Genomic DNA, 21,979 nt, shown 5'->3' with positions numbered 1-21,979 from the left:
CTGTCTCCAGGATAAGCACGCAAAGTGAAAAGCGGGTTCTTTCATTTGCTTAATCCATGAGCCAGCGAGCTGAACAAAGCAGTGATAATGTTGTCGGATTGCCTGAGTTTCCATTAAAATGGATCGGATCGATATAAGCACACAAAGGGGGAAGTGCTTACTTATTATGAAACATAAACCACAGATGATGAAAATGCGTTGGTTGGGTGCTGCAGTGGTGTTATCTCTGTATACCTCATCGGCACTGGCCTTTAACATCGACGATGTCGCAAAACAGGCAAAATCGATGGCAGGCAAGAGCTACGAAGCGCCAAAAAGTAACTTGCCCTCCGTTTTCCGCGACATGAAGTATGCGGACTATCAGCAGATCCAGTTCAACCATGACAAAGCGTACTGGAACAACATTAAAACCCCGTTCAAGCTTGAGTTTTATCATCAGGGAATGTACTTCGACACGCCTGTTGCCATTAATGAAGTGACGGCGACCGCGGTACGTAAAATCAAGTACAGCCCGGATTACTTCAATTTTGGCAATGTTCAGCACGATAAAGATACGGTTAAAGACCTGGGCTTCGCTGGCTTCAAGGTGCTTTATCCGATCAACAGCAAAGATAAAAACGACGAAATCGTCAGCATGCTCGGTGCCAGCTACTTCCGCGTGATCGGGGCAGGGCAGGTGTACGGGCTTTCTGCGCGTGGCCTCGCCATTGATACCGCGCTGCCATCAGGTGAAGAGTTCCCGCGTTTCCGCGAGTTCTGGATTGAACGTCCAAAACCAACCGACAAACGCCTGACTATTTATGCACTGCTGGATTCCCCGCGTGCGACCGGTGCTTATCGCTTTGTGATTATGCCTGGCCGTGACACGGTCGTTGACGTGCAGTCCAAAGTTTACCTGCGCGATAAAGTCGGCAAACTGGGCGTTGCACCGCTGACCAGTATGTTCCTGTTTGGGCCGAATCAGCCGTCACCGGCGACGAACTTCCGCCCGGAACTGCACGATTCCAACGGTCTTTCTATTCATGCAGGTAATGGTGAGTGGATCTGGCGTCCGCTGAATAACCCGAAACATCTGGCTGTTAGCAGTTTTGCGATGGAAAACCCGCAAGGTTTCGGCCTCCTGCAGCGTGGCCGTCAGTTCTCCCGATTTGAAGATCTGGATGACCGCTATGACCTGCGCCCAAGCGCCTGGGTCACGCCGAAAGGTGACTGGGGTAAAGGTAAGGTTGAGCTGGTTGAAATTCCAACCAATGACGAAACCAACGATAACATCGTTGCTTACTGGACGCCGGATCAGCTGCCGGAAGCCGGTAAAGAGATGAACTTCAAATACACCATTACCTTTAGCCGCGACGAAGACAAACTGCATGCGCCGGATAACGCGTACGTCATGCAGACTCGCCGTTCTACGGGTGATGTGAAGCAGTCTAACCTGATTCGTCAGCCTGATGGCACCGTGGCCTTTGTTGTGGACTTCGCGGGCCAGGATATGAAAAAACTGTCCCCGGATACTGCCGTTGCGGCTCAGGCCAGCATCGGTGATAACGGTGAAATCGTTGAGAACACCGTACGCTATAACCCGGTAACGAAAGGCTGGCGTCTGACGCTGCGCGTGAAAGTGAAAGATCCGAAACAGACCACTGAAATGCGTGCTGCGCTGGTCAGTAACGATCAGCCGCTGAGTGAAACCTGGAGCTATCAGCTACCTGCCAATGAATAATACATCTGAATATATTGATGCCATGCCGCTGACGGACATTGAAAAAGCGGCGCTGCCTAAAAGCGACATCCGCGCGGTGCATACCGCGCTGGATGGCGAACATCGTCCGTTTTCCCGTGACGATGATACGCCGCTGGGGTCAGTAAAGGCGCGTCTGGCGCAGGCATGGCCAGACTCGCTGGCAGAAGGGCAGTTGATTAAAGACGACGAAGGACGCGATCAGCTTCAGGCAATGCCGAAAGCCACGCGTTCCTCGATGTTCCCTGACCCGTGGCGCACCAACCCGGTTGGCCGCTTCTGGGATCGCCTGCGTGGGCGTGATGTTACGCCGCGCTATCTGTCGCGCCTGACGAAAGAAGAGCAGGCCTCCGAACAGAAATGGCGGACCGTGGGGACCATTCGTCGTTACATTTTGCTGTTACTGACGCTGGCGCAGACCGTGGTCGCTACCTGGTACATGAAAACCATTCTGCCTTACCAGGGCTGGGCGCTTATCAACCCTGCAGACATGATGGGCCAGGATATCTGGGTCTCCTTCATGCAGCTGCTGCCGTATATCCTGCAGAGCGGCATTCTTCTGCTGTTTGCCGTTCTCTTCTGCTGGGTGTCAGCCGGTTTCTGGACCGCGCTGATGGGCTTCCTGCAGCTGCTGATGGGGCGGGACAAATACAGCATTTCAGCCTCAACGGTCGGGGATGAACCCCTTAATCCTGAGCACCGTACGGCGCTGATCATGCCTATCTGTAACGAAGACGTTGACCGCGTATTTGCGGGTCTGCGTGCGACCTGGGAATCCGTAAAGGCAACCGGTAACGCGGCGCATTTTGACGTCTATATCCTGAGTGACAGCTACAACCCGGACATTTGCGTTGCCGAGCAAAAAGCCTGGATGGAACTGATCGCGGAAGTACAGGGTGAAGGCCAGATCTTCTACCGCCGTCGTCGTCGTCGCGTGAAGCGTAAAAGCGGAAACATCGATGACTTCTGCCGTCGCTGGGGGAATCAGTACAGCTACATGGTCGTGCTGGATGCTGACTCCGTAATGAGCGGCGACTGCCTGAGCGGTCTGGTGCGTCTGATGGAAGCCAACCCGAACGCGGGGATCATCCAGTCTTCGCCAAAAGCGTCCGGTATGGACACGCTTTATGCGCGCTGCCAGCAGTTTGCAACCCGCGTCTACGGGCCGCTCTTTACCGCTGGTCTGCACTTCTGGCAACTGGGTGAGTCTCACTACTGGGGTCACAACGCCATTATCCGCGTGAAGCCGTTCATTGAGCACTGTGCGCTGGCTCCGCTGCCGGGTGAAGGTTCGTTTGCAGGGTCTATTCTGTCGCACGACTTCGTGGAAGCGGCGTTGATGCGTCGTGCTGGCTGGGGCGTCTGGATCGCCTACGACCTGCCGGGATCTTACGAAGAGCTGCCGCCGAACCTGCTGGATGAGCTCAAGCGTGACCGCCGCTGGTGTCACGGTAACCTGATGAACTTCCGCCTGTTCCTCGTAAAAGGGATGCACCCGGTTCACCGTGCTGTGTTCCTGACTGGCGTAATGTCTTATCTCTCCGCACCGCTGTGGTTTATGTTCCTTGCGCTCTCTACTGCGCTACAGGTGGTGCATGCTCTGACGGAACCGCAATACTTCCTGCAACCGCGCCAGCTGTTCCCGGTGTGGCCGCAGTGGCGTCCGGAGCTGGCGATAGCGCTGTTTGCCTCCACTATGGTGCTGCTGTTCCTGCCTAAACTGCTCAGTATCATTCTGATCTGGTGCAAAGGCTCGAAAGAGTACGGTGGTTTCTGCCGCGTGACGCTCTCGCTTCTGCTGGAAGTGCTGTTCTCCGTGCTGCTGGCGCCGGTGCGTATGCTGTTCCATACCGTGTTTGTGGTCAGCGCGTTCCTCGGCTGGGAAGTGGTCTGGAATTCACCGCAGCGTGATGATGACTCCACGCCGTGGGGGGAAGCCTTCATGCGTCATGGCTCGCAGCTGCTGCTGGGTCTGGTATGGGCGGCAGGTATGGCCTGGCTGGATCTGCGCTTCCTGTTCTGGCTGGCGCCGATTGTCTTCTCGCTGATCCTGTCACCGTTTGTGTCAGTGATTTCGAGCCGTTCAACGGTGGGGCTGCGTACCAAACGCTGGAAACTGTTCCTGATCCCGGAAGAGTATTCGCCGCCACAGGTGCTGGTGGATACCGACACGTATCTGGAGCAGAACCGCAAACGCTCGCTGGAAGATGGTTTTATGCACGCGGTGTTTAACCCGTCATTTAACGCTCTGGCGACGGCCATGGCGACAGCGCGTCACCGTGCAAGCCAGGTACTGGAGATTGCCCGCGATCGTCACGTTGAGCAGGCGCTGAACGATACGCCGGAAAAACTCAACCGCGACCGTCGTCTGGTGCTGTTGAGCGATCCGGTTACGATGGCACGCCTTCACTACCGTGTGTGGTCAGCGCCGGAAAAATACTCTTCGTGGGTCAGCCACTATAAAGAGATTAAAATTAATCCACTCGCGCTGAAGGCGAAGTAAGCCTTCTGTGCCCGGCGGCGTTACGCTACCCGGCAAATAAAATACCGGCTGAAAAGCCGGTATTTTTTTAGAGGTCATTGATGAAAATAATCCTCGCCGTGATGATGGCGTGTTTACTCAGCGGCTGTGGCAGCATCATCAGCCGCACCATTCCAGGGCAAGGCCACGGTAATCAGTACTACCCCGGGGTAAAATGGGATGTACGTGACTCAGCGTGGCGCTATCTCACCGTGCTCGATTTACCGTTTTCACTGGTATTCGATACGCTATTGCTGCCGATCGACGCTCAGCACGGCCCTTATGAATAGGGGAAATTAACGCTCATCCCACTCATCGGCTGCGGTCTGTCCTTCTTCCGTATCCAGCGGCGGCTCGAGCTGAAATTCGCCCTCATCCCACTCGTGCAGGGTGTTTTCTTCAAGCCATTCCTGCCGTAGTTCGATTTCGTCATAGTCGCCATCAAAGACGGCCTGCGCACCTTCTCCGCTCAGGACCGGCAAACATTCTCCTTCCTCGCCATCATCAGCAAAGAATTCGGCCTGCCACATAATATCCCCGTCCTGCAGAACGTATTTCTGGATATTAAGTTGTTGCACGTCAGCATTTTCTTCCTCAACGCCGGGATTATCGGCGAGGAACTCTTCACGAGCGGCATCAATAGCTTCTTCCAGTGTGGCGTACATGGTCATTGGTGTCTCCCTGTTTCCTGAAGGTTTCAGGGAAAGAATAGCTGAATATCGGGTTCTGCAAGTATGAATGCAAAAATAAGCTGTCACGCGTTCGTCTTATTAACGACCGGTCGTAAAGCCCTCGATAAACTGAACCACGAATAAATCGCATTAAACAGCACCACGCCCGCGGTGACGATAAACACGGCGCGGAAACCAAAACTGGCGGAAATCCCGGCTCCGACAAGCGGTCCGGTGACGTTGCCGATATCGCGAAATGACTGGTTATAGCTAAAAATGCGGCCGGCTATCTGGTTCGTTGAGTTGTAAACCAGCAGGGTCTGAACCGCAGGCAGTAACGCGCCGTCTGCCGCTCCCAGTAAGAAACGCAGCAGGCCAAGCTGCCACGGTGCTTGTACCATTGACATCGGAATAAGGAGCAGAACGGAAATCACCAGGGCGCATATCAGGATTTTTTCCGGGCCCACGCGGTCCCCCAGTTTTCCCAGCCTCGGGGCGCTGAGCAGCGCTGCCACGCCGGGTACCGACGCGATAAGCCCGCTGATAAACGCAATATTACTGACGTCACCGGCCAGATCGCGAACGTAGAGCGTCAGAATAGGGGCAATCGACCCGGTTGCTACCTGAATAATCAGGGTCGTGACGAACAGGCTTAGCACCAGCCTGGGATTTTTAAGCGAGGTCAGCACATCCCGTGCGTGGAGCATCTCTTTTCGGGGGACCGGGGTGAAACGTTCACGGATACAGAGCAGCGTGACGATAAAGCAGAGAAAAAGGACGCTGGCAGTAATGAAAAAGACCGGACGCAGGCCGTAGTTATCCGCCAGCAGCCCGCCTGCCAGCGGTCCCAGCAATGCGCCGCTCACGCCTCCGGTGGAGAGCGTGCCGAGCGCCCAGCCGCTTTTGTGTCGCGGAATTTGGGTGGCAATGAGCGCATTTGCGTTAGGAATAAAGCCCCCCAGCAGACCCAGTAACGCGCGCAAAATCAGAAATTGCCAGACGTTCTGCGCAAGGCCCATCAGCGCCATGATGATGGCCATCCCCAGTGCCGAACGCAGCAGCATGATCTTTCGTCCTTTGCGATCGGCAAGGCCACCCCAGAAGGGCGAAGCAATCGCGGAAAAGAGAAAGGTGATACTGAAGACCAGACCAGACCACATATTGAGCGCACTGTGACCGGTGACGCCAAGTTGTTCAACGTAAAGCGGCAGGAAGGGCATCACCAGGCTAAACGCCGCACCGGTGAGAAAACAGCCAAGCCACGCAACCGTGAGGTTACGCTTCCAGTTTATGGGGGCATCTGAGGGTGACATAACAATCCGCATAATGAGGTGCAGAGCACCATAGGCCTGAAGTAATAAGCCTGCTAAGTATGCGCCTGGGTTATGATCGCTGCAATGTGGAGGAGCTTTTAAAGCTAAATGAGCGTGCGGCCCTGATGGCCGCACGGAAAATTAATAGCGCGACGGCATACCCTCTGGCCGTGTTTTGAAGCGACGATGGAGCCACATATACTGCTCCGGCGCGAGCATGATGCATTTCTCAACCACTCTGTTCATCCAGCGAGCGGTCGTTTCCGCATCGTCCAGCGGCGGTGCGAGTTCCGGCTCGAGCATCATTAACTCGTAGCCTGAGCCATCCGGCTTGCGACGCGGGACAAACGGGACGATTGCGGCTTTGGACATTTTCGCCAGCATCCAGGTACCGGTGGTTGTGGCCGCCTCTTCAACGGCGAAGAACGGGACAAATACGCTGGATTGTGGGCCATAATCGTGGTCAGGGGCATACCAGATCACTTCACCTGATTTCAGCGCGCGGATCATCCCCTTCAGGTCTTTACGGTCGATCATACTTTTGTTGGAGCGCATACGACCATTGGTCTGGATTAAATCGATCACCGGGTTATCGTTAGGGCGATAAACACCAATACCGGGTGCCTGCATGCCAAACATACGCGCACCGATCTCCAGCGTCAGAAAATGCACTCCAATCAGCAGTACGCCTGTCTTATTGGCCTGAAGCGTATGCACAGGCTCCATACCTGTCCCGGTGACTTCACTCCAGCGGGCCATCCGTTTGTCTGGCCAGAACCATGCCATACCGGTTTCCATCAGCCCCATGCCAACGGATTCGAAATTCCTGGTAACCATCTCATGACGTTCCGCCTCGCTCATCTGCGGGAAGCACAGCTCAAGGTTGCGGTAGGCAATCCTGGCGCGGCGTTTCATGAATTTTTGACCAATACGGCCCACACATTTGCCCACACGGAAAATCACAGGGTAAGGGAGTTGGACCATCAGCCATAAAAAACCAATGCCAAGCCAGGTCAACCAATAGCGGGGATGCAAAAGGGCGACAGTAAATTTCGGTAACTGGGTCATGTCTTTCCTGTGTTCTAACGTCCTGTTTAGCTATTGTCTCATTTTTTGAGGCGTAGCCAAAATGTCTGTCTTCGAAACGTGTACGAATGCAGCAATTGTTAAGTCTGACTAACTAGGGTGTGTGAAATGTAGCGTAAATTGTGTGGATGTAAATTGTCATTGTTTGCTATATGATGCCGACCGATTTTTCATTCTCTCTAACGATTGCAGGACTTGTACACCATGCCAGTGTTACACAACCGCGTTTCGAATGAGATGTTAAAGGCGCGTATGTTGGCTGAAACCGAACCGCGCACGACAATCTCATTCTACAAATACTTCACCATCAACGATCCACAAGCGACCCGCGATGCGCTTTATCAGGCCTTCACGACGCTGAATGTTTTCGGGCGTGTCTATCTTGCCCGTGAAGGCATCAATGCCCAAATCAGCGTACCGGAAAGCAAAGTAAACGCCTTCCGCGACCTGCTTTACGGGTTCGATCCGGCTCTCAACGGTGTACGCCTGAACATTGCCCTGGATGATGACGGTAAATCATTCTGGGTACTGCGCATGAAAGTGCGTGAACGCATTGTCGCGGACGGTATTGACGATCCGGCGTTTAACGCCGCTGATGTCGGGGAATACCTGAAAGCGGCGGAGGTGAATGCGATGCTGGACGATCCGGATGCGGTGTTCATCGATATGCGTAACCATTATGAGTACGAAGTGGGGCATTTCGAAAACGCGATGGAAATTCCGGCTGATACCTTCCGCGAGCAACTGCCAAAAGCGGTTGAGATGATGCAGGAACATAAAGATAAAAAAATCGTGATGTACTGCACCGGCGGGATCCGCTGTGAGAAGGCCAGTGCCTGGATGAAGCACAACGGGTTTAATAAGGTCTGGCACATTGAAGGCGGCATTATTGAGTACGCCCGCCGTGCCCGTGAGCAGGGTTTACCGGTCCGTTTTATCGGTAAAAACTTTGTCTTTGACGAACGAATGGGCGAGCGTATTTCAGAGGATGTGATTGCCCACTGTCACCAGTGCGGTACGCCGTGTGATACCCATACCAACTGCAAAAATGACGGATGTCATTTGCTGTTTATTCAGTGTCCGGCCTGCGCCGAGAAATTTAACGGATGCTGCAGCGAACTGTGCAGTGAAGAGAGTATGCTGCCGGAAGAGGAACAGCGCCGTCGTCGTGCAGGACGGGAAAACGGTAACAAGATTTTTAATAAATCCCGTGGCCGTCTGAACACCAAACTGGGTATTCCCGACCCTGAATAAGGCTGATGCCCGGCAGTGTGAAAGCCTGCCGGGCGTCGTTATTAAGACTTCTGCTGAACGCCTTCAACGGAAATAATCAGTTCGACATCCTGAGAAGCCGGGCCCAAATCGGTAGTAATATTAAAGTCTTTCAGGTGAATTTTACCTGCGGCTTCAAATCCGGCACGTTTCCCCCCCCACGGATCGTCACCCTGGCCCATTAATTTTGCATTCAGCGTAACCGGTTTTGTCACGCCGTTGAGCGTCAGGTTGCCGGTAATATCCAGCTTATCGCCATCTTTTTTCACTTCCGTGGAGGTGAAGGTGGCCTGCGGGAATTTAGACACGTTCAGGAATTCCGCACTGCGCAAATGTTTATCGCGTTCTGCATGATTGGTGTCGACGCTGTTGGTATTAATGGTCACGTTGACTTTATCGGCGGCAGGATTTTTTTCGTCAAAGCTGAATGTGCCGTCAAAATCATTAAAGGTGCCATACAGCCAGCTATACCCGAGATGCTGAATACGGAAATTGACGAAAGCATGTTGGCCCTCTTTATCAATTTTATAGTCAGCAGCAACGGCTGAGCCGGTGGTAAATAACAGAGAACCCAGTGCGATACCCAGCAGGTGTTTTTTCATTTTAAGCTCCAGAGTCAACTGACGAGCGGCCAAGCATGCGCTTTAGCGTATCGTCTTTATCGATGAAATGATGTTTAAGGGCGGCAAGCCCGTGCAGCACGGACAGGATAACCACGCTCCATGCCAGCCAGAGGTGAATCACCCCGGCAATATCGGCCTGTGATCCCGCATCGGCAAGCGTTGCCGGGACATCAAAAATGCCAAAAACGCTTATCGGTTTACCCTCTGCTGTCGAAATGAGATAGCCGCTGATCAGAAGAGCGAAGAGCAGCGCATAAAGCGTAATATGCGCGGCAACAGCGCTGATACGGGTAAATTTACTGTGGGTCTTTGGCGCGGCAGGCGGCGGTGAAATGTGTCGCCAGATCACGCGAATAACCAGCCCCATCATCAGCAGCACGCCGATGCTCTTATGCAGCTCCGGGGCCTGGTGATACCAGCCATCGTAATAGCTGAGCGTCACCATCCAGAGGCCAAGTCCGAACATGGCATAGACCGCAATAGCAAATATCCAGTGCAAGCTTATGGATATTATTCCATAGCGCCGGGAGGTGTTACGCAATTGCATCAGGATTACCATTATCAAATAAACAGAGCAGTAAAAATGAACGGGAAGGAATGATATTGCAACTGAAATAAGTCGATATTGATTTTTATTTTATTTATTTCAGCGGTTTTGAAAATGATCCGCAAAGGTAATTCAATGTCTTCGTGCAAGACTTAACAAAGGGCTAATTGAGGAATTGTTCTAACTTAAGCAAATATAAAGTAATGTCAATAAATGTCAGGCAGGCTTTCAGTAAAATACAATGTAAATAAAATCAATGATGGCCAGCAGCGCCCACAATAAGATATAGAGCATCAAATGCTCACGAATATTATTGATGAGAAAACCCACAACTTTGCGCATAGCGCCCCGCAAACCGTTACAAGAAGAGGGGCTCCGGAACGTCCGAAGCCCGTGGTGGATTATCCGTTAAAACGTGAAAGAGAGAAGGGCTTCAGATCAAACTGCGGTGTAATACCCTGGGCAAACTGCGCGGCAATTTCACCCAGAACCGACGCGAACTTAAAGCCGTGACCGCTCAGACCGGTGATGAGCAATGTGTTCTCATGCCCGGGCAGCGTATCGATAATAAAGTCTTCGTCCGGCGTGTTGTCGTAGGTGCATGCCGCGCCATAGAGTAAGCCACCGACGCCCGGCAGAATATTTCGCAGGAACGAGAAGGCTTCAGAGCCATCCTGTGGGTAGGCGCCAAACGGTTTACGTTCTTCAGGAGAGGAGATAATTTGTCCCCCATTGTGTTTCCCGATTTTGAGCGCGTCTTTATCCGAAGGGAAGCCGTAGAACTGATCGCCGTTGGGTAACTCGCCGGTGAACGCCGGGAATTTATTCTGCGTACTGTAACGGCCATCAGACTGGAACCAGGAGAAGACCTTGCGCACCGGCTGTACGGGCAGGTCTGGCAGCAGACGGGTTACCCAGGTACCTGCACTGATGAGCAATCGGGAGGCCGTATACTCTCCGTCCAGGGTTGTCACCGTGACGCCGTCAGCGTCATGCTTAATGGCCTCGACCGGACAATTGAAAAGCTGGGCGCAGCCTGCTTTCGCGGCCAGCGCTATCCAGGTTTTTATTGCTGTTTCGCAATGCAGCACGCCGGAATGGGCTTCAAAGAGACCAACATAATCGTCCGGGACGGTGATTTCCGGCCAGCGTGACATGATCCCCGCCGCGTCGAGCTTCTCAACGTCCAGGTTAAATGTCTTCGCGCTGCGTTCGACGCTGGCGAGAAAATCAGAGCGGGCAGGACCAAGGTTAATGATGCCCGTGCGTTCGAAAATGCGCTCTTCAGTCTGTTTAGCCAGTTCGTCCCAGAGCGCTTGCGCGCGAAGTACCAGCGGGACATAGCGCTCGCCTTCACCATAGGCGTGACGAATGAGGCGAGTATCGCCATGATGGCTTCCCTCTGAATGAGGGGGAAGATGGGCATCTATCATCAGAACCTTGAGGCCAGCCTGGGTGGCATAATATCCGGCGGCAGAACCAACGGAGCCGCTACCAATAATAATCAGATCATATTTCATGGGCATCTCTTAAACTAACGCTTTGTTAGCAGAGTAATTAACATCGGGGGCTTATACAAGGGAGAAATAAATAAGGCACCCCGAGGGTGCCTGTAGAGTGAAAAGTGGGCTAAACGCTAATGCCGTTTATACTCATTTTCCTGGTAGTCGCCAGATTCTATTTTTGCGATGCCTGCTTCCAAAATAGAAATAAACTGACGGGCGACGTCTGTCGTAAGCCACAGCGTCTGTCCAACTTCCGCTTCTTCACGGTTCAGCTGATTTGGGGTCTGGTAGTGCAAACGCAGCATCAGTGCATCGTAGCTGTCTACGGTACTGATATCCCAGCCAACGAGTGGGTGGGTCTGGATGACTTCGCTATTCTTTTCCATTATAACCCCCATAATGCGTGTTAGAAGACAACGACTTCGAGGTTCAATGCATGTTTTTCTGAAGCAACTTCAGTATACAAGTAATAAGGGTTCCTAAGGGAAAAATAAACAGCTAGCAACACATTTTTCTGCTTTTTAGGATTGTTCGAACAATAAAACACCATGTTGTTCACGATTTTTAAAGAAGTTGCCGAATTAATTTGAACTTTCTGGATTTTCAGGCGAAAAAAAGCCGGGGCGACCCGGCAAAAAAACACAATGAGGGAGCAGTGTTAATCTGTGATGAACCAGTCGTCGGCGCTTTCCCACGTTTCCTGCAGGATTTCGGTGATACGCGCTTTATCTTCTTTCGCGCCGCCAATGACGGAGAGGTTGTTTGCGGCCGCGTAACGCACCGTTACGGCACCGTCGTTTTCGGGAAAGGTGTTGTTAATACGACGGGATAATTCGCCTGCAAGCGCATCAAGCGCGCCGGCAGGCAGAACGGTAGTTTTGGCTATGGTGACTTCAATACGCATAAATGCCCCCTGTGTAATATACTGTTTATTTATACAGGTATATTATCGGTTTGACAACAAGGGGCACTGATTTTTTAGCGTTTTACCGTCCAGCGAACGGTTTCACCTGCCAGGAATGGGATCAGCGTGTCATCGGTCAGTGAAATGGCTTCCTCAACCTGGCTCTCTTTACGTTCCAGCTCAATGAAGGTCTCATTGACCGGCAGCCCATAAAAACGGGGGCCATTGAGTGAGCAGAACGCCTCGAAATGCGGCAGGGCATTCATCTCTTCAAACACGGTTGCATAGCTGGCGAGAGCGGTTGGGGCATTAAAGCAGCCCGCACAGCCGCAGCTTGCTTCTTTGCGATGACGCGCATGAGGTGCGGAATCCGTGCCCAGAAACGCGCGAGAGAAACCGCTGGCAACCAGTTCGCGCAGCGCCTGCTGGTGAATGTTACGCTTGAGGATCGGCAGGCAGTACAGATGCGGACGTACACCGCCAACCAGCATGTGGTTACGGTTAAACATCAAATGCTGTGGCGTGATGGTGGCGGCGATAAGCTCGTTACCGTCGCGGACATACTCCGCGGCATCTTTGGTGGTGATGTGCTCGAAGACCACTTTGAGCGCGGGAAGGCGCTGACGCAGGGGCTCCATCACGGTGTCGATAAAACGGGCTTCACGGTCAAAGATGTCGATCTCGGCATGCGTGACTTCACCGTGAACCAGCAGCGGCATACCCAGTTTCTGCATGCGCTCCAGCACCGGCATGATGGCATCAATGCTGGTAACGCCGTGGCTGGAGTTGGTGGTGGCATTGGCCGGGTAAAGTTTCGCAGCGGTGAATACGCCTTCGTTAAACCCGCGCTCCACTTCGTTTGGATCCAGGGAATCGGTCAGGTAGCAGGTCATCAGCGGGGTGAACTCATGGCCCGCCGGGACGGCATCCAGAATGCGCTGGCGATACGCCATTGCGGCATCGACGGTGGTGACTGGTGGCACCAGGTTAGGCATGACAATCGCGCGGCCATAAATTTCGCTGGTATAAGGCACGACGGTTTTGAGCATATCGCCATCGCGCAGATGGATATGCCAGTCGTCAGGGCGGCGGATTTTAAGAACCTGGGGTTGTGCAGTCATGGAAGCTCCGGCTTGTCAGGAATCAGTCATTCGGATGGCTGTTTTTGCCGGACACAAATCATAAGCGGAAACGTTTTCGTTTGCACACCTTTCCGTAAAAAAAAAGGGCGCCTCGGCGCCCTACGGGTTAATCAGTGAAGGGAATAATGATTTCTCCCGGTTTCACCTCTATCCCTTTAGCATACTTTTTCGCAAGCGCTTCACCCTTGCTCTTGTCTTCACTTAAGACGTAGGCTGGCTGCTGATTAAAATAGTTACGCAGCGACTGATTCAGATAAGGCATCAGGGTTTGCAGCACAGATTTCATCTTGTCCGGCGTGACTTCCGCATCGACGACTTCCATCTCCTGCAGGTAAATAGCCCCTTTCTCTTTGTTAAAGACCGGCAGCGCTTTTAGCTTCAGCTTGATATTGGCTTTCTGGTTGCCGAAGAGGGAGGTCATATCGAGGTTCGCATCCCCGTTCAGCGTCACTTTGTTTGGCTCTTCACGTCCTATCTGGCTGGTCAGGTTGCTGAGGACGATATGCGCATCGGCAAGCCCGGGCACGCCGATGTCTTTTGAAAAGTTGTTATGTTTTTCCAGCGCCTGATTAATTTCCTGTTCACTGACGGTGTATTGCGTAAGCTGGTTACAGCCCACCAGCAGACCGCTGACAATGAATGCAGCGGCAATGACAATTTTCTTCATAGTGTTCCTCAACGAAAAATCGGCGCTTCTGTCCTGTTACGTCAGTATGTCAGTGTGAAATGGCAGAAACCAGCAGAAAAAACTGAGAAGTGAGGCGGGAGCGACCTCCCGCCAGAGGGAAGGGCTACGCGCCCGGTTCGAGCATGCCGCTTGCGCTGCGCTTCTGGCTGAACTGCCACCAGAGGGCCAGCAGCGTCATAAAGCCCACCGCGCCGAGCATCATCCACGGCAGTTCCGGTTGATTCAGCGCTTTGCCTGCATCAAACAGCCAGCCGCCGCCGGCGTAACCCAAAGCCCCACCAAAGGCCAGACCGAGTCGGCTGAACCCCATATAGCTGCCGCGGGCACGTGCATCTGCAAGCGAGGCGCTTAGCGTCTCACGAGCCGGCTCGGCGATGATAGAGCCAATATAGAAGGTGCAAATCAGCGTAAACAGCTGCTGGAGAGAATTCACCAGACCGATGGGCATCATGCTCAGCGTCATTAAAAACAGCCCGGCCATCAGACGATGCTCCAGGCGAAAACGCCGTTCACTCCAGCGGGCAATCGGATAGAGCAGCGTCAGCGAAAGCGCGGCTTCGATGGCGTACATCCATTTCACGGCGGCCGGGGTTCCCGCAATATCATTGACCATGATAGGCAGCATCAGCATCACCTGCACGGCAAGCATGTAGTAACCCGTCAGGGTCAATACGTAGGTGACAAAACGTTTGTCGTGCAGGACGCGGCCCAGCCCTTCGCGTACCGGCGCTTTCACCGTCGACAATTTCCATGCGGGCAGATACAGGCCATTAAAGAGGGCACACAGAATAAAGAGCACCGCGCCAGCCGCGCAGACCAGACGGAAATCGTACTGCAGCAACCAGCTCCCCAGAAGCGCGCCAATTACCGCGCCCGCGCTGTCCTGCATCATCAAAATCGAGAAGAAACGTCCGCGGTGCTGCGGGCGAATTAACTTCACCACCAGCGCGGTGCGCGGCGGGTCAAACAGGGTTCCGCCGATCCCGGAGAGAAAGCAGGAGAACCACAGAAGCCAGGGCTCATGGGCAACCGCCATCGTGGCAAAGCCTGCCGCACGCAGCAGCATACCGGTCACAATCATCGGTTTCGCGCCGAAGCGGTCAGCAATGGCGCCGCCAAACACCCCAAGGCCTTGCTGGACAAACTGGCGTAAACCCAGCGCGATGCCAACCATCAGCGCCGCCCAGCCCATCTGATCGACAAAGCGGATCGAGATAAGAGGAAACACGACAAAAAAGCCGAGCACGACCAGCATGTTATCGACTAGCAGGAAATATTTACCCAGGCTCCTCGCCTGTGATACGCGGGACATTTTCCCTCCAGGGAAAACAGGATGGTGAGCACGCTAACATTCTGCGGGGTTACTGCGCGTTTTCCCACCCCTGGGCGTGACAATATTTTTTTATCAAAAGAGCGCTTTGATAGAGAGTTCTCATCGAAAAATGTGAAAAGAGGTCAAAATGGTATGTCACTGTTTTCACAGACGGCGCAGGCACAGGTATAGTAAAGCTAATGGGTCAGCAGAAGTGACGGGAAGGAGTGGTATCGATGTTTGGCTATCGTAGTAATGTGCCAAAAGTGCGTCTGACAACGGACAGGCTGGTCGTTCGTCTGGTGCATGAGCGTGATGCCTGGCGTCTGGCGGATTATTACGCCGAGAATCGCCAGTTTTTAAAACCCTGGGAACCCGTTCGGGATGAGAGCCATTGTTACCCATCCGGCTGGCAGGCGCGCCTCAGTATGATTGCGGAATTTCATAAGCAGGGAAGTGCGTTTTATTTTGCGCTGCTGGATCCTGAAGAAAAAGAGATCATCGGCATCGCCAACTTTTCAAACGTCGTACGCGGATCGTTTCACGCCTGCTACCTCGGCTACTCCATCGGTCAGAAATGGCAGGGGCAGGGGCTGATGTATGAAGCATTAACGGTGGCGATCCGTTATATGCAACGCACGCAACATATCCATCGTATTATGGCGAACTATATGCCGCATAATCAGCGCAGCGGTAATTTGCTGGCGCGTTTAGGGTTTGAGAAAGAGGGTTACGCCAAAGACTATCTGCTGATAGATGGAGAATGGCGCGACCATGTCCTCACGGCATTAACCACCCGGGACTGGACAGCGGGTCGCTAAGGAGAAGAGATGAAATATCAGTTAAGCGGTGCAGAAGCGCGCGTCGTCGGATGCCTGCTGGAAAAACAGGTCACGACGCCGGAGCAATATCCGCTCTCTGTCAACGCCGTCATGATGGCCTGCAACCAAAAGACCAACCGCGAGCCGGTAATGAACCTCAGCGAGCATGACGTTCAGGATGTGCTGGATGAACTGGTGAAACGCCATTATCTGCGCACCGTCAGCGGCTTCGGAAACCGCGTCACCAAGTACGAACAACGTTTTTGTAATTCCGAATTCGGCGACCTGAAGTTGAGCGCCGCGGAAGTGGCGGTGATCGCGACCCTTTTACTGCGCGGGGCACAAACTCCCGGCGAACTGCGCACACGGGCTTCCCGTATGCATGAGTTTGCGGATATGCAGGAAGTGGAACAAACCCTGGAAGGGCTTGCAACCCGCGAGGATGGCCCTTACGTGGTGCGTCTGGCACGCGAACCGGGCAAGCGTGAGAGCCGCTATATGCATCTCTTCAGTGGCGAGGTGGATACCGCGACGCTGGCAACGGAACAAGAGTCCACTGTTGTCAGCGGCAGCCTGACGGCGCGCGTGGACGCGCTGGAAGAGGAGGTCGCTGGGCTGAAACAGCGCCTGGACGCACTGCTGGCACATTTGGGAGATTAACAGTGAAAAAATTACGTTTAGGCGTGGTGGGGCTTGGCGGTATTGCGCAGAAAGCCTGGTTACCGGTATTAGGCGCGGCAACGGACTGGACGCTTCAGGGCGCGTGGTCACCTACCCGCGAGAAGGCTGAACGCATCTGCGCAACTTGGCGGATACCATACGCCGCTTCGCTGTCTGATCTTGCCCGCGAGTGCGATGCGGTATTTGTGCATACCTCAACGGCAACGCACTATCAGGTGGTCAGCGAACTGCTGAATGCCGGTGTTCACGTCTGTGTGGATAAGCCCCTGGCGGAGAACGTTCAGGATGCCGAGCGACTGATAGAGCTGGCGGCACGCAAGAACCTGACGCTGATGGTGGGCTTTAACCGCCGCTTCGCTCCGCTTTATCAGCAACTGAAGGCACAGCCGGGCGCGCTGGCCTCTCTGAGGATGGATAAACACCGTACCGACAGCGTCGGGCCAAACGATCTGCGCTTTACGCTTCTCGATGATTATCTGCACGTGGTGGACACGGCGCTCTGGCTGACAAACGGCCAGGCTCAGCTGAAAAGCGGGACCCTGATGACCAACGATCTGGGCGAGATGGTCTACGCCGAGCACCACTTTGCGCTGGAACATCTGCAGGTGACCACCAGCATGCATCGTCGTGCGGGCAGTCAGCGGGAGTTTGTCCAGGCCGTCACTGACGGTGCGCTGTATGACATCACCGACATGCGGGAGTGGCGTGAAGAGAAAGGCAACGGTGTGGTCACGCTTCCGGCGCCGGGCTGGCAGAGCACTCTGGAGCAACGCGGCTTCGCGGGATGCGCCCGTCACTTCATTAGCTGCGTGCAAAATCAGACGGTTCCGGAAACCGCCGGTGAACAGGCCATCATGGCGCAACGCATCGTGGAACGGCTCTGGCGAGAGGCCATGAGTGAATAACCCTCTGTAACATCTGCCGATAGTAATTCCCTTAAATCCGGGTAGACTAAGCGCCGATTGTTGGTTTCGCCGGGAGGCTTTTCGCCTACCCGGCCTGCAAATCCGAAGGCCTGCGCAAGCGCAACGCCGTCGGGCATTCATTACGCCTGCTCTGCAGGCGTTTTGCCGTATGGTTGTGGAAATTCACATTAATGAACTTATTAAAATCGCTGGCAGCCGTCAGCTCGATGACCATGTTTTCTCGCGTACTGGGTTTTGCGCGCGATGCCATTGTGGCAAGGGTTTTTGGTGCTGGGATGGCAACGGACGCCTTTTTCGTCGCGTTCAAACTGCCGAATTTATTGCGCCGTATTTTTGCTGAGGGGGCTTTCTCGCAGGCCTTCGTTCCAATTCTGGCGGAATATAAAAGCAAGCAGGGCGAAGATGCTACGCGGGTGTTTGTCGCCTACGTCTCCGGGCTGCTGACGCTGGCGCTGGCTATTGTGACAGTCCTGGGGATGCTGGCTGCGCCCTGGGTGATTATGGTGACCGCGCCGGGGTTTGCCGACACCGCTGATAAATTTGCGCTTACCACCCAGCTGCTGCGCATTACCTTTCCTTATATCCTGTTGATCTCGCTGGCCTCGCTGGTGGGGGCAATCCTCAATACCTGGAACCGCTTCTCCGTTCCGGCGTTTGCGCCGACGTTTTTGAATGTCAGCATGATTGGCTTTGCCCTGTTTGCCGCACCGCATTTCAACCCGCCGGTACTGGCGCTGGCCTGGGCGGTGACCGTGGGCGGCGTCCTGCAGCTGGCATATCAGCTGCCGCATCTGAAGAAAATTGGCATGCTGGTTCTGCCGCGCATTAATTTCCGTGATGCCGGCGCAATGCGCGTCATGAAGCAGATGGGACCTGCAATCCTCGGGGTTTCTGTCAGCCAGATCTCACTTATCATCAATACCATCTTTGCCTCTTTCCTGGTGTCCGGTTCGGTCTCCTGGATGTACTACGCTGACCGTCTGATGGAGTTTCCTTCTGGCGTACTGGGCGTCGCGCTGGGGACGATTCTGCTGCCGTCGCTCTCTAAAAGCTTTGCCAGCGGCAACCATGATGAGTATTGCCGCCTGATGGACTGGGGCTTACGCCTCTGTTTCCTGCTGGCACTGCCAAGCGCGGTGGCGCTGGGGATCCTCGCGAAACCGCTGACCGTCTCGCTGTTCCAGTACGGTAAATTTTCAGCCCATGATGCGTCCATGACTCAGCAGGCGCTGGTGGCGTACTCGGTGGGATTGATGGGGCTGATTGTTGTTAAAGTGCTGGCACCAGGGTTCTACTCCCGTCAGAACATTAAAACCCCGGTGAAGATTGCCCTGGTGACGCTGGTGATGACCCAGTTGATGAACCTGGCGTTTATTGGCCCACTGAAGCACGCGGGTCTGGCTCTGTCTATTGGTCTGGCGGCCTGTCTGAATGCCGGGCTGCTGTACTGGCAGCTGCGTAAGCAGGATATCTTCACGCCGCAGCCGGGCTGGGCGAGTTTCCTTGTGCGACTGGTTATCGCGGTGCTGGTGATGGCAGCGGCGTTGCTCGGCATGATGCACGTGATGCCGGAGTGGTCGCTCGGCACCATGCCTTATCGTCTGCTGCGACTGATGGCCGTGGTGGGTGTTGGGGTTGTGGCTTACTTTGCCACACTCGCCGTGTTGGGCTTCAAAGTGAAAGAGTTTGCCCGCCGTACGGCATAAACGCCAAAAGGGGAGTTCACCTTATGGTGCTCCCCACTGCTTGATTTGTCGCTTATGCTTCAAATCGAAATCTTTTTCCCGCCCGTAATACGTGCCGTCGCTGTCTGACCATCCGCACCGTACAGCCCGGTTTCTTTATGCGGTTTTAACACCTCAAGCGCTTGCTGATTACGCTCTATCTGACCTTCAAGCAGCCAGCCGTTATGCTGGTTGAGATCGCGAAGGTGCTGGGTTTTTTCTGTAATAGTCTGCCAGCGCTCAACGATATCGTCGTTAGCACTGCGCTTAGGATCCTGCTCAGCGCGACGTTGCTGCTCAAGGTAATCCAGCGTCGCCAGAAGCGAGCTTTTGTCTTCAGTAATACGCTGCAACGCGCTGCCGTTGATGTGACCGGAAGAGAGGTGCTGTTGCTCAGCGTCCATTACCGTTTTCAGGTCGTTCAGGACAACCGTCATTTGATCCAGTATTTCTGACAGTCGACTCATACGGTTAGTTACTCTGTAAGAAACTCTGCGCTTCCTGAATCAGGGCGTCAGCAATTTTGCTGGTGTCCATTTTCAGCTCGCCGTTACGAATAGCCGTTTTCAGCGCTTCAACGCGTTCCATGTTGATATCGTTGCCGCCGGGCTGCATCAGTTTTGCCTGGGCATCGCTCAGGGTTACGCTGGTGCTGTTAGACGTTGACGGTTTTTCCAGACGCGTTTTCTGCGGCGTAGCGTCATTCGTTTCGCGAGGTTGTACAGCGCTTACCGGCTTCAGGGCTGATGTACGATCAATGCTCATAGTGTTGTCCTCATCGAGGGTTCGCGGCGTTGGCGCCTGACATCATCAATAGTTGAATATTTATCGGCAGCTGCAGCGAAATCTTTAAAAAGATTATAGGTTAATCAGAATATTCCCATCAGAATCGACGGTTCCGCTAACCACCTGCCCTGAAGACATTCTGACGCGGGCATTTTGCGCCACCGCGGCATTGTTTAACGCTTTCCCTTCACTGTTGATACTGAAGCCATCTCCATTGGCCACCACCATCACCTGTTGACCCGCCTTGACGCGCCACGCCTGGCGCAGCATCGACAGCTGTATCGGCTGGCCCGGTGCGACATCACGCAGGCTGACGGCGTCCTGCGCCTGGTTAATTTCAAGCATTGTCCGTGGCGGCAGCTGATCCAGACGGCCGCGTTTCAACGTCACGCTGTTGGCCTGCAGTGCGGTACCCCGGGCAATGGGGACAGCGGCGACAACATAATTGCCTGTCGCCTGGACTGCAACCTGTAAATACCGTTTTTCGTTGGCGCAGCGTGCCAGCACGTTCACGTTTCCCCACAGTCTGGTGGTGCCGGTCACGGTAAATGACGGCTGCTCACAGGAGGGATACAGATTTGGTGGCGTGCGTACCGTGACGACAACTTCATCGCTAAAGCCCGCCAGCTTCTGGGCAAAAAAGGTGTTTAGCTGATCCTGTAAACCATCCGCCTGCACCAGGGGGCTAAAAAGCAAGAAAGTTGCCATCAGGCCACGTTTTAACGTTTGCATCGCAAGTTCCACCGTTTCCAGAATTGAGTGAATTCTACCTGCAGTGGTTTTTCATCAACGCAATAAATAGCGACGCATTTTGCGCTTATTCCGTCGATAAGGCGGATGGGTTGAGATTTAAGCTGTGAACTGAAATTTTGCCATCAGCGGAGGAGACATGCTCGATAAACTCGACGCCGCGTTACGTTTTCAGCAGGAAGCGCTCAATTTACGTGCCCAGCGGCAGGAAATTTTAGCCGCCAATATCGCTAACGCCGATACGCCAGGGTATCAGGCGCGCGATATTGATTTTTCCAGTGAGCTTAAAAAAGTGATGGAGCGTGGACGCGCAGAAGGGAGCGGTGTCGCGCTCGCGCTGACCTCCTCACGCCATATTCCCGCTCAGACGATGACCGCACCAACGACCGATTTGCTTTATCGCATTCCCGACCAGCCTTCACTCGACGGTAACACCGTGGACATGGACCGGGAGCGTACACAGTTTGCCGATAACAGCCTGAAATACCAGACAGGCCTGACCGTTCTCGGCGGACAAATCAAAGGCATGATGAACGTCCTGCAGGGGGGCAACTGATAAATGGCCTTGCTGAATATTTTTGATATCGCCGGCTCGGCGCTTACCGCGCAGTCCAAACGTCTGAACGTAGCCGCCAGTAACCTGGCGAACGCCGACAGCGTGACCGGACCAGACGGTCAGCCTTATCGTGCGAAACAGGTCGTCTTTCAGGTCGATGCGGCGCCAGGCGCGGCCACCGGCGGTGTGAAAGTCTCTGATGTGGTTGAGAGCCAGGCACCGGACAAGCTGGTGTATGAGCCTGGCAACCCGCTGGCGGATGCGAACGGTTACGTAAAAATGCCTAACGTGGATGTGGTGGGTGAGATGGTGAACTCCATGTCGGCGTCACGCAGTTACCAGGCAAACGTCGAAGTGCTTAATACCGTGAAGAGCATGATGCTCAAAACACTCACTCTCGGCCAGTAAAGGAG

At 54.0% G+C, this 21,979-nt stretch carries 25 protein-coding genes; 10 read left to right on the top strand and 15 right to left on the bottom strand.

Annotated features, from left to right (window positions below):
- The first annotated feature begins 166 nt into the window (after window positions 1-166).
- From mdoG to QE396_RS08455, 3 genes are all read left to right on the top strand, one after another.
- On the top strand, window positions 167-1,720 hold the full coding sequence (mdoG, locus tag QE396_RS08465; protein ID WP_025204472.1) for a glucans biosynthesis protein MdoG: 1,554 nt from the start codon (window positions 167-169) through the stop codon (window positions 1,718-1,720).
- Complete coding sequence (gene mdoH, locus QE396_RS08460; protein WP_020884696.1) at window positions 1,713-4,241, top strand: glucans biosynthesis glucosyltransferase MdoH; 2,529 nt, start codon at window positions 1,713-1,715, stop codon at window positions 4,239-4,241. The genes mdoG and mdoH overlap by 8 nt, the downstream gene beginning before the upstream one ends.
- Window positions 4,242-4,321: 80 nt before the next feature.
- Window positions 4,322-4,549, top strand: coding sequence for a YceK/YidQ family lipoprotein (locus QE396_RS08455; RefSeq protein ID WP_020884695.1), 228 nt, complete (start codon window positions 4,322-4,324; stop codon window positions 4,547-4,549).
- A gap of 6 nt (window positions 4,550-4,555) precedes the next feature.
- Here the strand turns inward: QE396_RS08455 and QE396_RS08450 are convergent, their stop codons facing one another.
- The 3 genes from QE396_RS08450 to QE396_RS08440 form a co-directional block, all read right to left on the bottom strand.
- On the bottom strand, window positions 4,556-4,930 hold the full coding sequence (locus tag QE396_RS08450; protein ID WP_020884694.1) for a MysB family protein: 375 nt from the start codon (window positions 4,928-4,930) through the stop codon (window positions 4,556-4,558).
- A gap of 83 nt (window positions 4,931-5,013) precedes the next feature.
- On the bottom strand, window positions 5,014-6,243 hold the full coding sequence (gene mdtG, locus QE396_RS08445; protein ID WP_032681267.1) for a multidrug efflux MFS transporter MdtG: 1,230 nt from the start codon (window positions 6,241-6,243) through the stop codon (window positions 5,014-5,016).
- Between the two features lie 141 nt (window positions 6,244-6,384).
- Window positions 6,385-7,311: a Kdo(2)-lipid IV(A) acyltransferase gene (locus QE396_RS08440; protein WP_014169534.1), complete on the bottom strand. Its 927-nt coding sequence runs from the start codon at window positions 7,309-7,311 to the stop codon at window positions 6,385-6,387.
- Window positions 7,312-7,533: 222 nt separating this feature from the next.
- Between QE396_RS08440 and QE396_RS08435 the strand changes: the two genes are divergently transcribed.
- Window positions 7,534-8,583 (top strand): rhodanese-related sulfurtransferase, encoded by a 1,050-nt coding sequence (locus tag QE396_RS08435; RefSeq protein ID WP_020884692.1) that lies wholly within the window; start codon window positions 7,534-7,536, stop codon window positions 8,581-8,583.
- 41 nt (window positions 8,584-8,624) lie between these two features.
- Here the strand turns inward: QE396_RS08435 and QE396_RS08430 are convergent, their stop codons facing one another.
- The 9 genes from QE396_RS08430 to mdtH form a co-directional block, all read right to left on the bottom strand.
- Entirely contained in the window at window positions 8,625-9,203 is a 579-nt protein-coding gene (locus QE396_RS08430) for a YceI family protein (RefSeq protein ID WP_020884691.1), read from the bottom strand.
- Between the two features lies 1 nt (window position 9,204).
- Window positions 9,205-9,771 (bottom strand): cytochrome b, encoded by a 567-nt coding sequence (locus QE396_RS08425; RefSeq protein WP_032670551.1) that lies wholly within the window; start codon window positions 9,769-9,771, stop codon window positions 9,205-9,207.
- A 228-nt stretch (window positions 9,772-9,999) separates the two neighbouring features.
- Window positions 10,000-10,113, bottom strand: a complete 114-nt coding sequence (locus QE396_RS08420) for a DUF2770 family protein (RefSeq protein ID WP_032670549.1) — start codon at window positions 10,111-10,113, stop codon at window positions 10,000-10,002.
- 59 nt (window positions 10,114-10,172) lie between these two features.
- Entirely contained in the window at window positions 10,173-11,291 is a 1,119-nt protein-coding gene (gene solA / locus QE396_RS08415; RefSeq protein ID WP_032681266.1) for an N-methyl-L-tryptophan oxidase, read from the bottom strand.
- 116 nt (window positions 11,292-11,407) lie between these two features.
- On the bottom strand, window positions 11,408-11,662 hold the full coding sequence (bssS, locus tag QE396_RS08410; protein WP_008500827.1) for a biofilm formation regulator BssS: 255 nt from the start codon (window positions 11,660-11,662) through the stop codon (window positions 11,408-11,410).
- A gap of 272 nt (window positions 11,663-11,934) precedes the next feature.
- Window positions 11,935-12,180, bottom strand: coding sequence for a DNA damage-inducible protein I (dinI, locus tag QE396_RS08405; protein WP_020884687.1), 246 nt, complete (start codon window positions 12,178-12,180; stop codon window positions 11,935-11,937).
- A 74-nt stretch (window positions 12,181-12,254) separates the two neighbouring features.
- Window positions 12,255-13,301 carry a dihydroorotase gene (gene pyrC, locus QE396_RS08400; RefSeq protein ID WP_014169544.1) on the bottom strand — a complete coding sequence of 349 codons (1,047 nt, stop codon included), beginning with the start codon at window positions 13,299-13,301 and terminating at the stop codon, window positions 12,255-12,257.
- A gap of 127 nt (window positions 13,302-13,428) precedes the next feature.
- The gene (locus tag QE396_RS08395; RefSeq protein ID WP_020884685.1) at window positions 13,429-13,989 is read right to left on the bottom strand and encodes a lipoprotein; all 561 of its coding nucleotides are present in this window, start codon (window positions 13,987-13,989) and stop codon (window positions 13,429-13,431) included.
- A gap of 124 nt (window positions 13,990-14,113) precedes the next feature.
- The gene (gene mdtH / locus QE396_RS08390) at window positions 14,114-15,322 is read right to left on the bottom strand and encodes a multidrug efflux MFS transporter MdtH (protein WP_014169547.1); all 1,209 of its coding nucleotides are present in this window, start codon (window positions 15,320-15,322) and stop codon (window positions 14,114-14,116) included.
- A 236-nt stretch (window positions 15,323-15,558) separates the two neighbouring features.
- On the opposite strand from mdtH, the gene rimJ reads away from it, so the two are divergent.
- From rimJ to murJ, 4 genes are all read left to right on the top strand, one after another.
- Window positions 15,559-16,143 (top strand): ribosomal protein S5-alanine N-acetyltransferase, encoded by a 585-nt coding sequence (rimJ, locus tag QE396_RS08385; protein WP_013097146.1) that lies wholly within the window; start codon window positions 15,559-15,561, stop codon window positions 16,141-16,143.
- A 9-nt stretch (window positions 16,144-16,152) separates the two neighbouring features.
- Window positions 16,153-16,803 carry a YceH family protein gene (locus tag QE396_RS08380; protein ID WP_014169549.1) on the top strand — a complete coding sequence of 217 codons (651 nt, stop codon included), beginning with the start codon at window positions 16,153-16,155 and terminating at the stop codon, window positions 16,801-16,803.
- Window positions 16,804-16,805: 2 nt separating this feature from the next.
- On the top strand, window positions 16,806-17,729 hold the full coding sequence (locus tag QE396_RS08375; protein ID WP_014169550.1) for a Gfo/Idh/MocA family protein: 924 nt from the start codon (window positions 16,806-16,808) through the stop codon (window positions 17,727-17,729).
- Window positions 17,730-17,920: 191 nt separating this feature from the next.
- Complete coding sequence (gene murJ, locus QE396_RS08370) at window positions 17,921-19,456, top strand: murein biosynthesis integral membrane protein MurJ (protein WP_020884681.1); 1,536 nt, start codon at window positions 17,921-17,923, stop codon at window positions 19,454-19,456.
- A gap of 59 nt (window positions 19,457-19,515) precedes the next feature.
- Here murJ and flgN read toward each other — a convergent pair whose 3' ends face one another.
- From flgN to flgA, 3 genes are all read right to left on the bottom strand, one after another.
- Window positions 19,516-19,941 carry a flagella biosynthesis chaperone FlgN gene (gene flgN / locus QE396_RS08365; RefSeq protein WP_025204463.1) on the bottom strand — a complete coding sequence of 142 codons (426 nt, stop codon included), beginning with the start codon at window positions 19,939-19,941 and terminating at the stop codon, window positions 19,516-19,518.
- Between the two features lie 4 nt (window positions 19,942-19,945).
- On the bottom strand, window positions 19,946-20,239 hold the full coding sequence (gene flgM / locus QE396_RS08360; RefSeq protein ID WP_014169554.1) for a flagellar biosynthesis anti-sigma factor FlgM: 294 nt from the start codon (window positions 20,237-20,239) through the stop codon (window positions 19,946-19,948).
- Window positions 20,240-20,332: 93 nt separating this feature from the next.
- Entirely contained in the window at window positions 20,333-20,992 is a 660-nt protein-coding gene (gene flgA, locus QE396_RS08355) for a flagellar basal body P-ring formation chaperone FlgA (RefSeq protein WP_020884679.1), read from the bottom strand.
- Window positions 20,993-21,149: 157 nt separating this feature from the next.
- On the opposite strand from flgA, the gene flgB reads away from it, so the two are divergent.
- Entirely contained in the window at window positions 21,150-21,566 is a 417-nt protein-coding gene (flgB, locus tag QE396_RS08350; RefSeq protein WP_014169556.1) for a flagellar basal body rod protein FlgB, read from the top strand.
- 3 nt (window positions 21,567-21,569) lie between these two features.
- Window positions 21,570-21,974 carry a flagellar basal body rod protein FlgC gene (gene flgC, locus QE396_RS08345; RefSeq protein WP_013097138.1) on the top strand — a complete coding sequence of 135 codons (405 nt, stop codon included), beginning with the start codon at window positions 21,570-21,572 and terminating at the stop codon, window positions 21,972-21,974.
- Window positions 21,975-21,979: the final 5 nt, after the last annotated feature.

The sequence above is a fragment of the Enterobacter sp. SORGH_AS_0287 genome (genome assembly GCF_031453695.1).
Lineage (GTDB): Bacteria > Pseudomonadota > Gammaproteobacteria > Enterobacterales > Enterobacteriaceae > Enterobacter > Enterobacter ludwigii.
The sequence above is the reverse complement of the archived record's forward strand: the minus strand, read 5'-3'. Positions and strand labels throughout refer to the sequence as shown.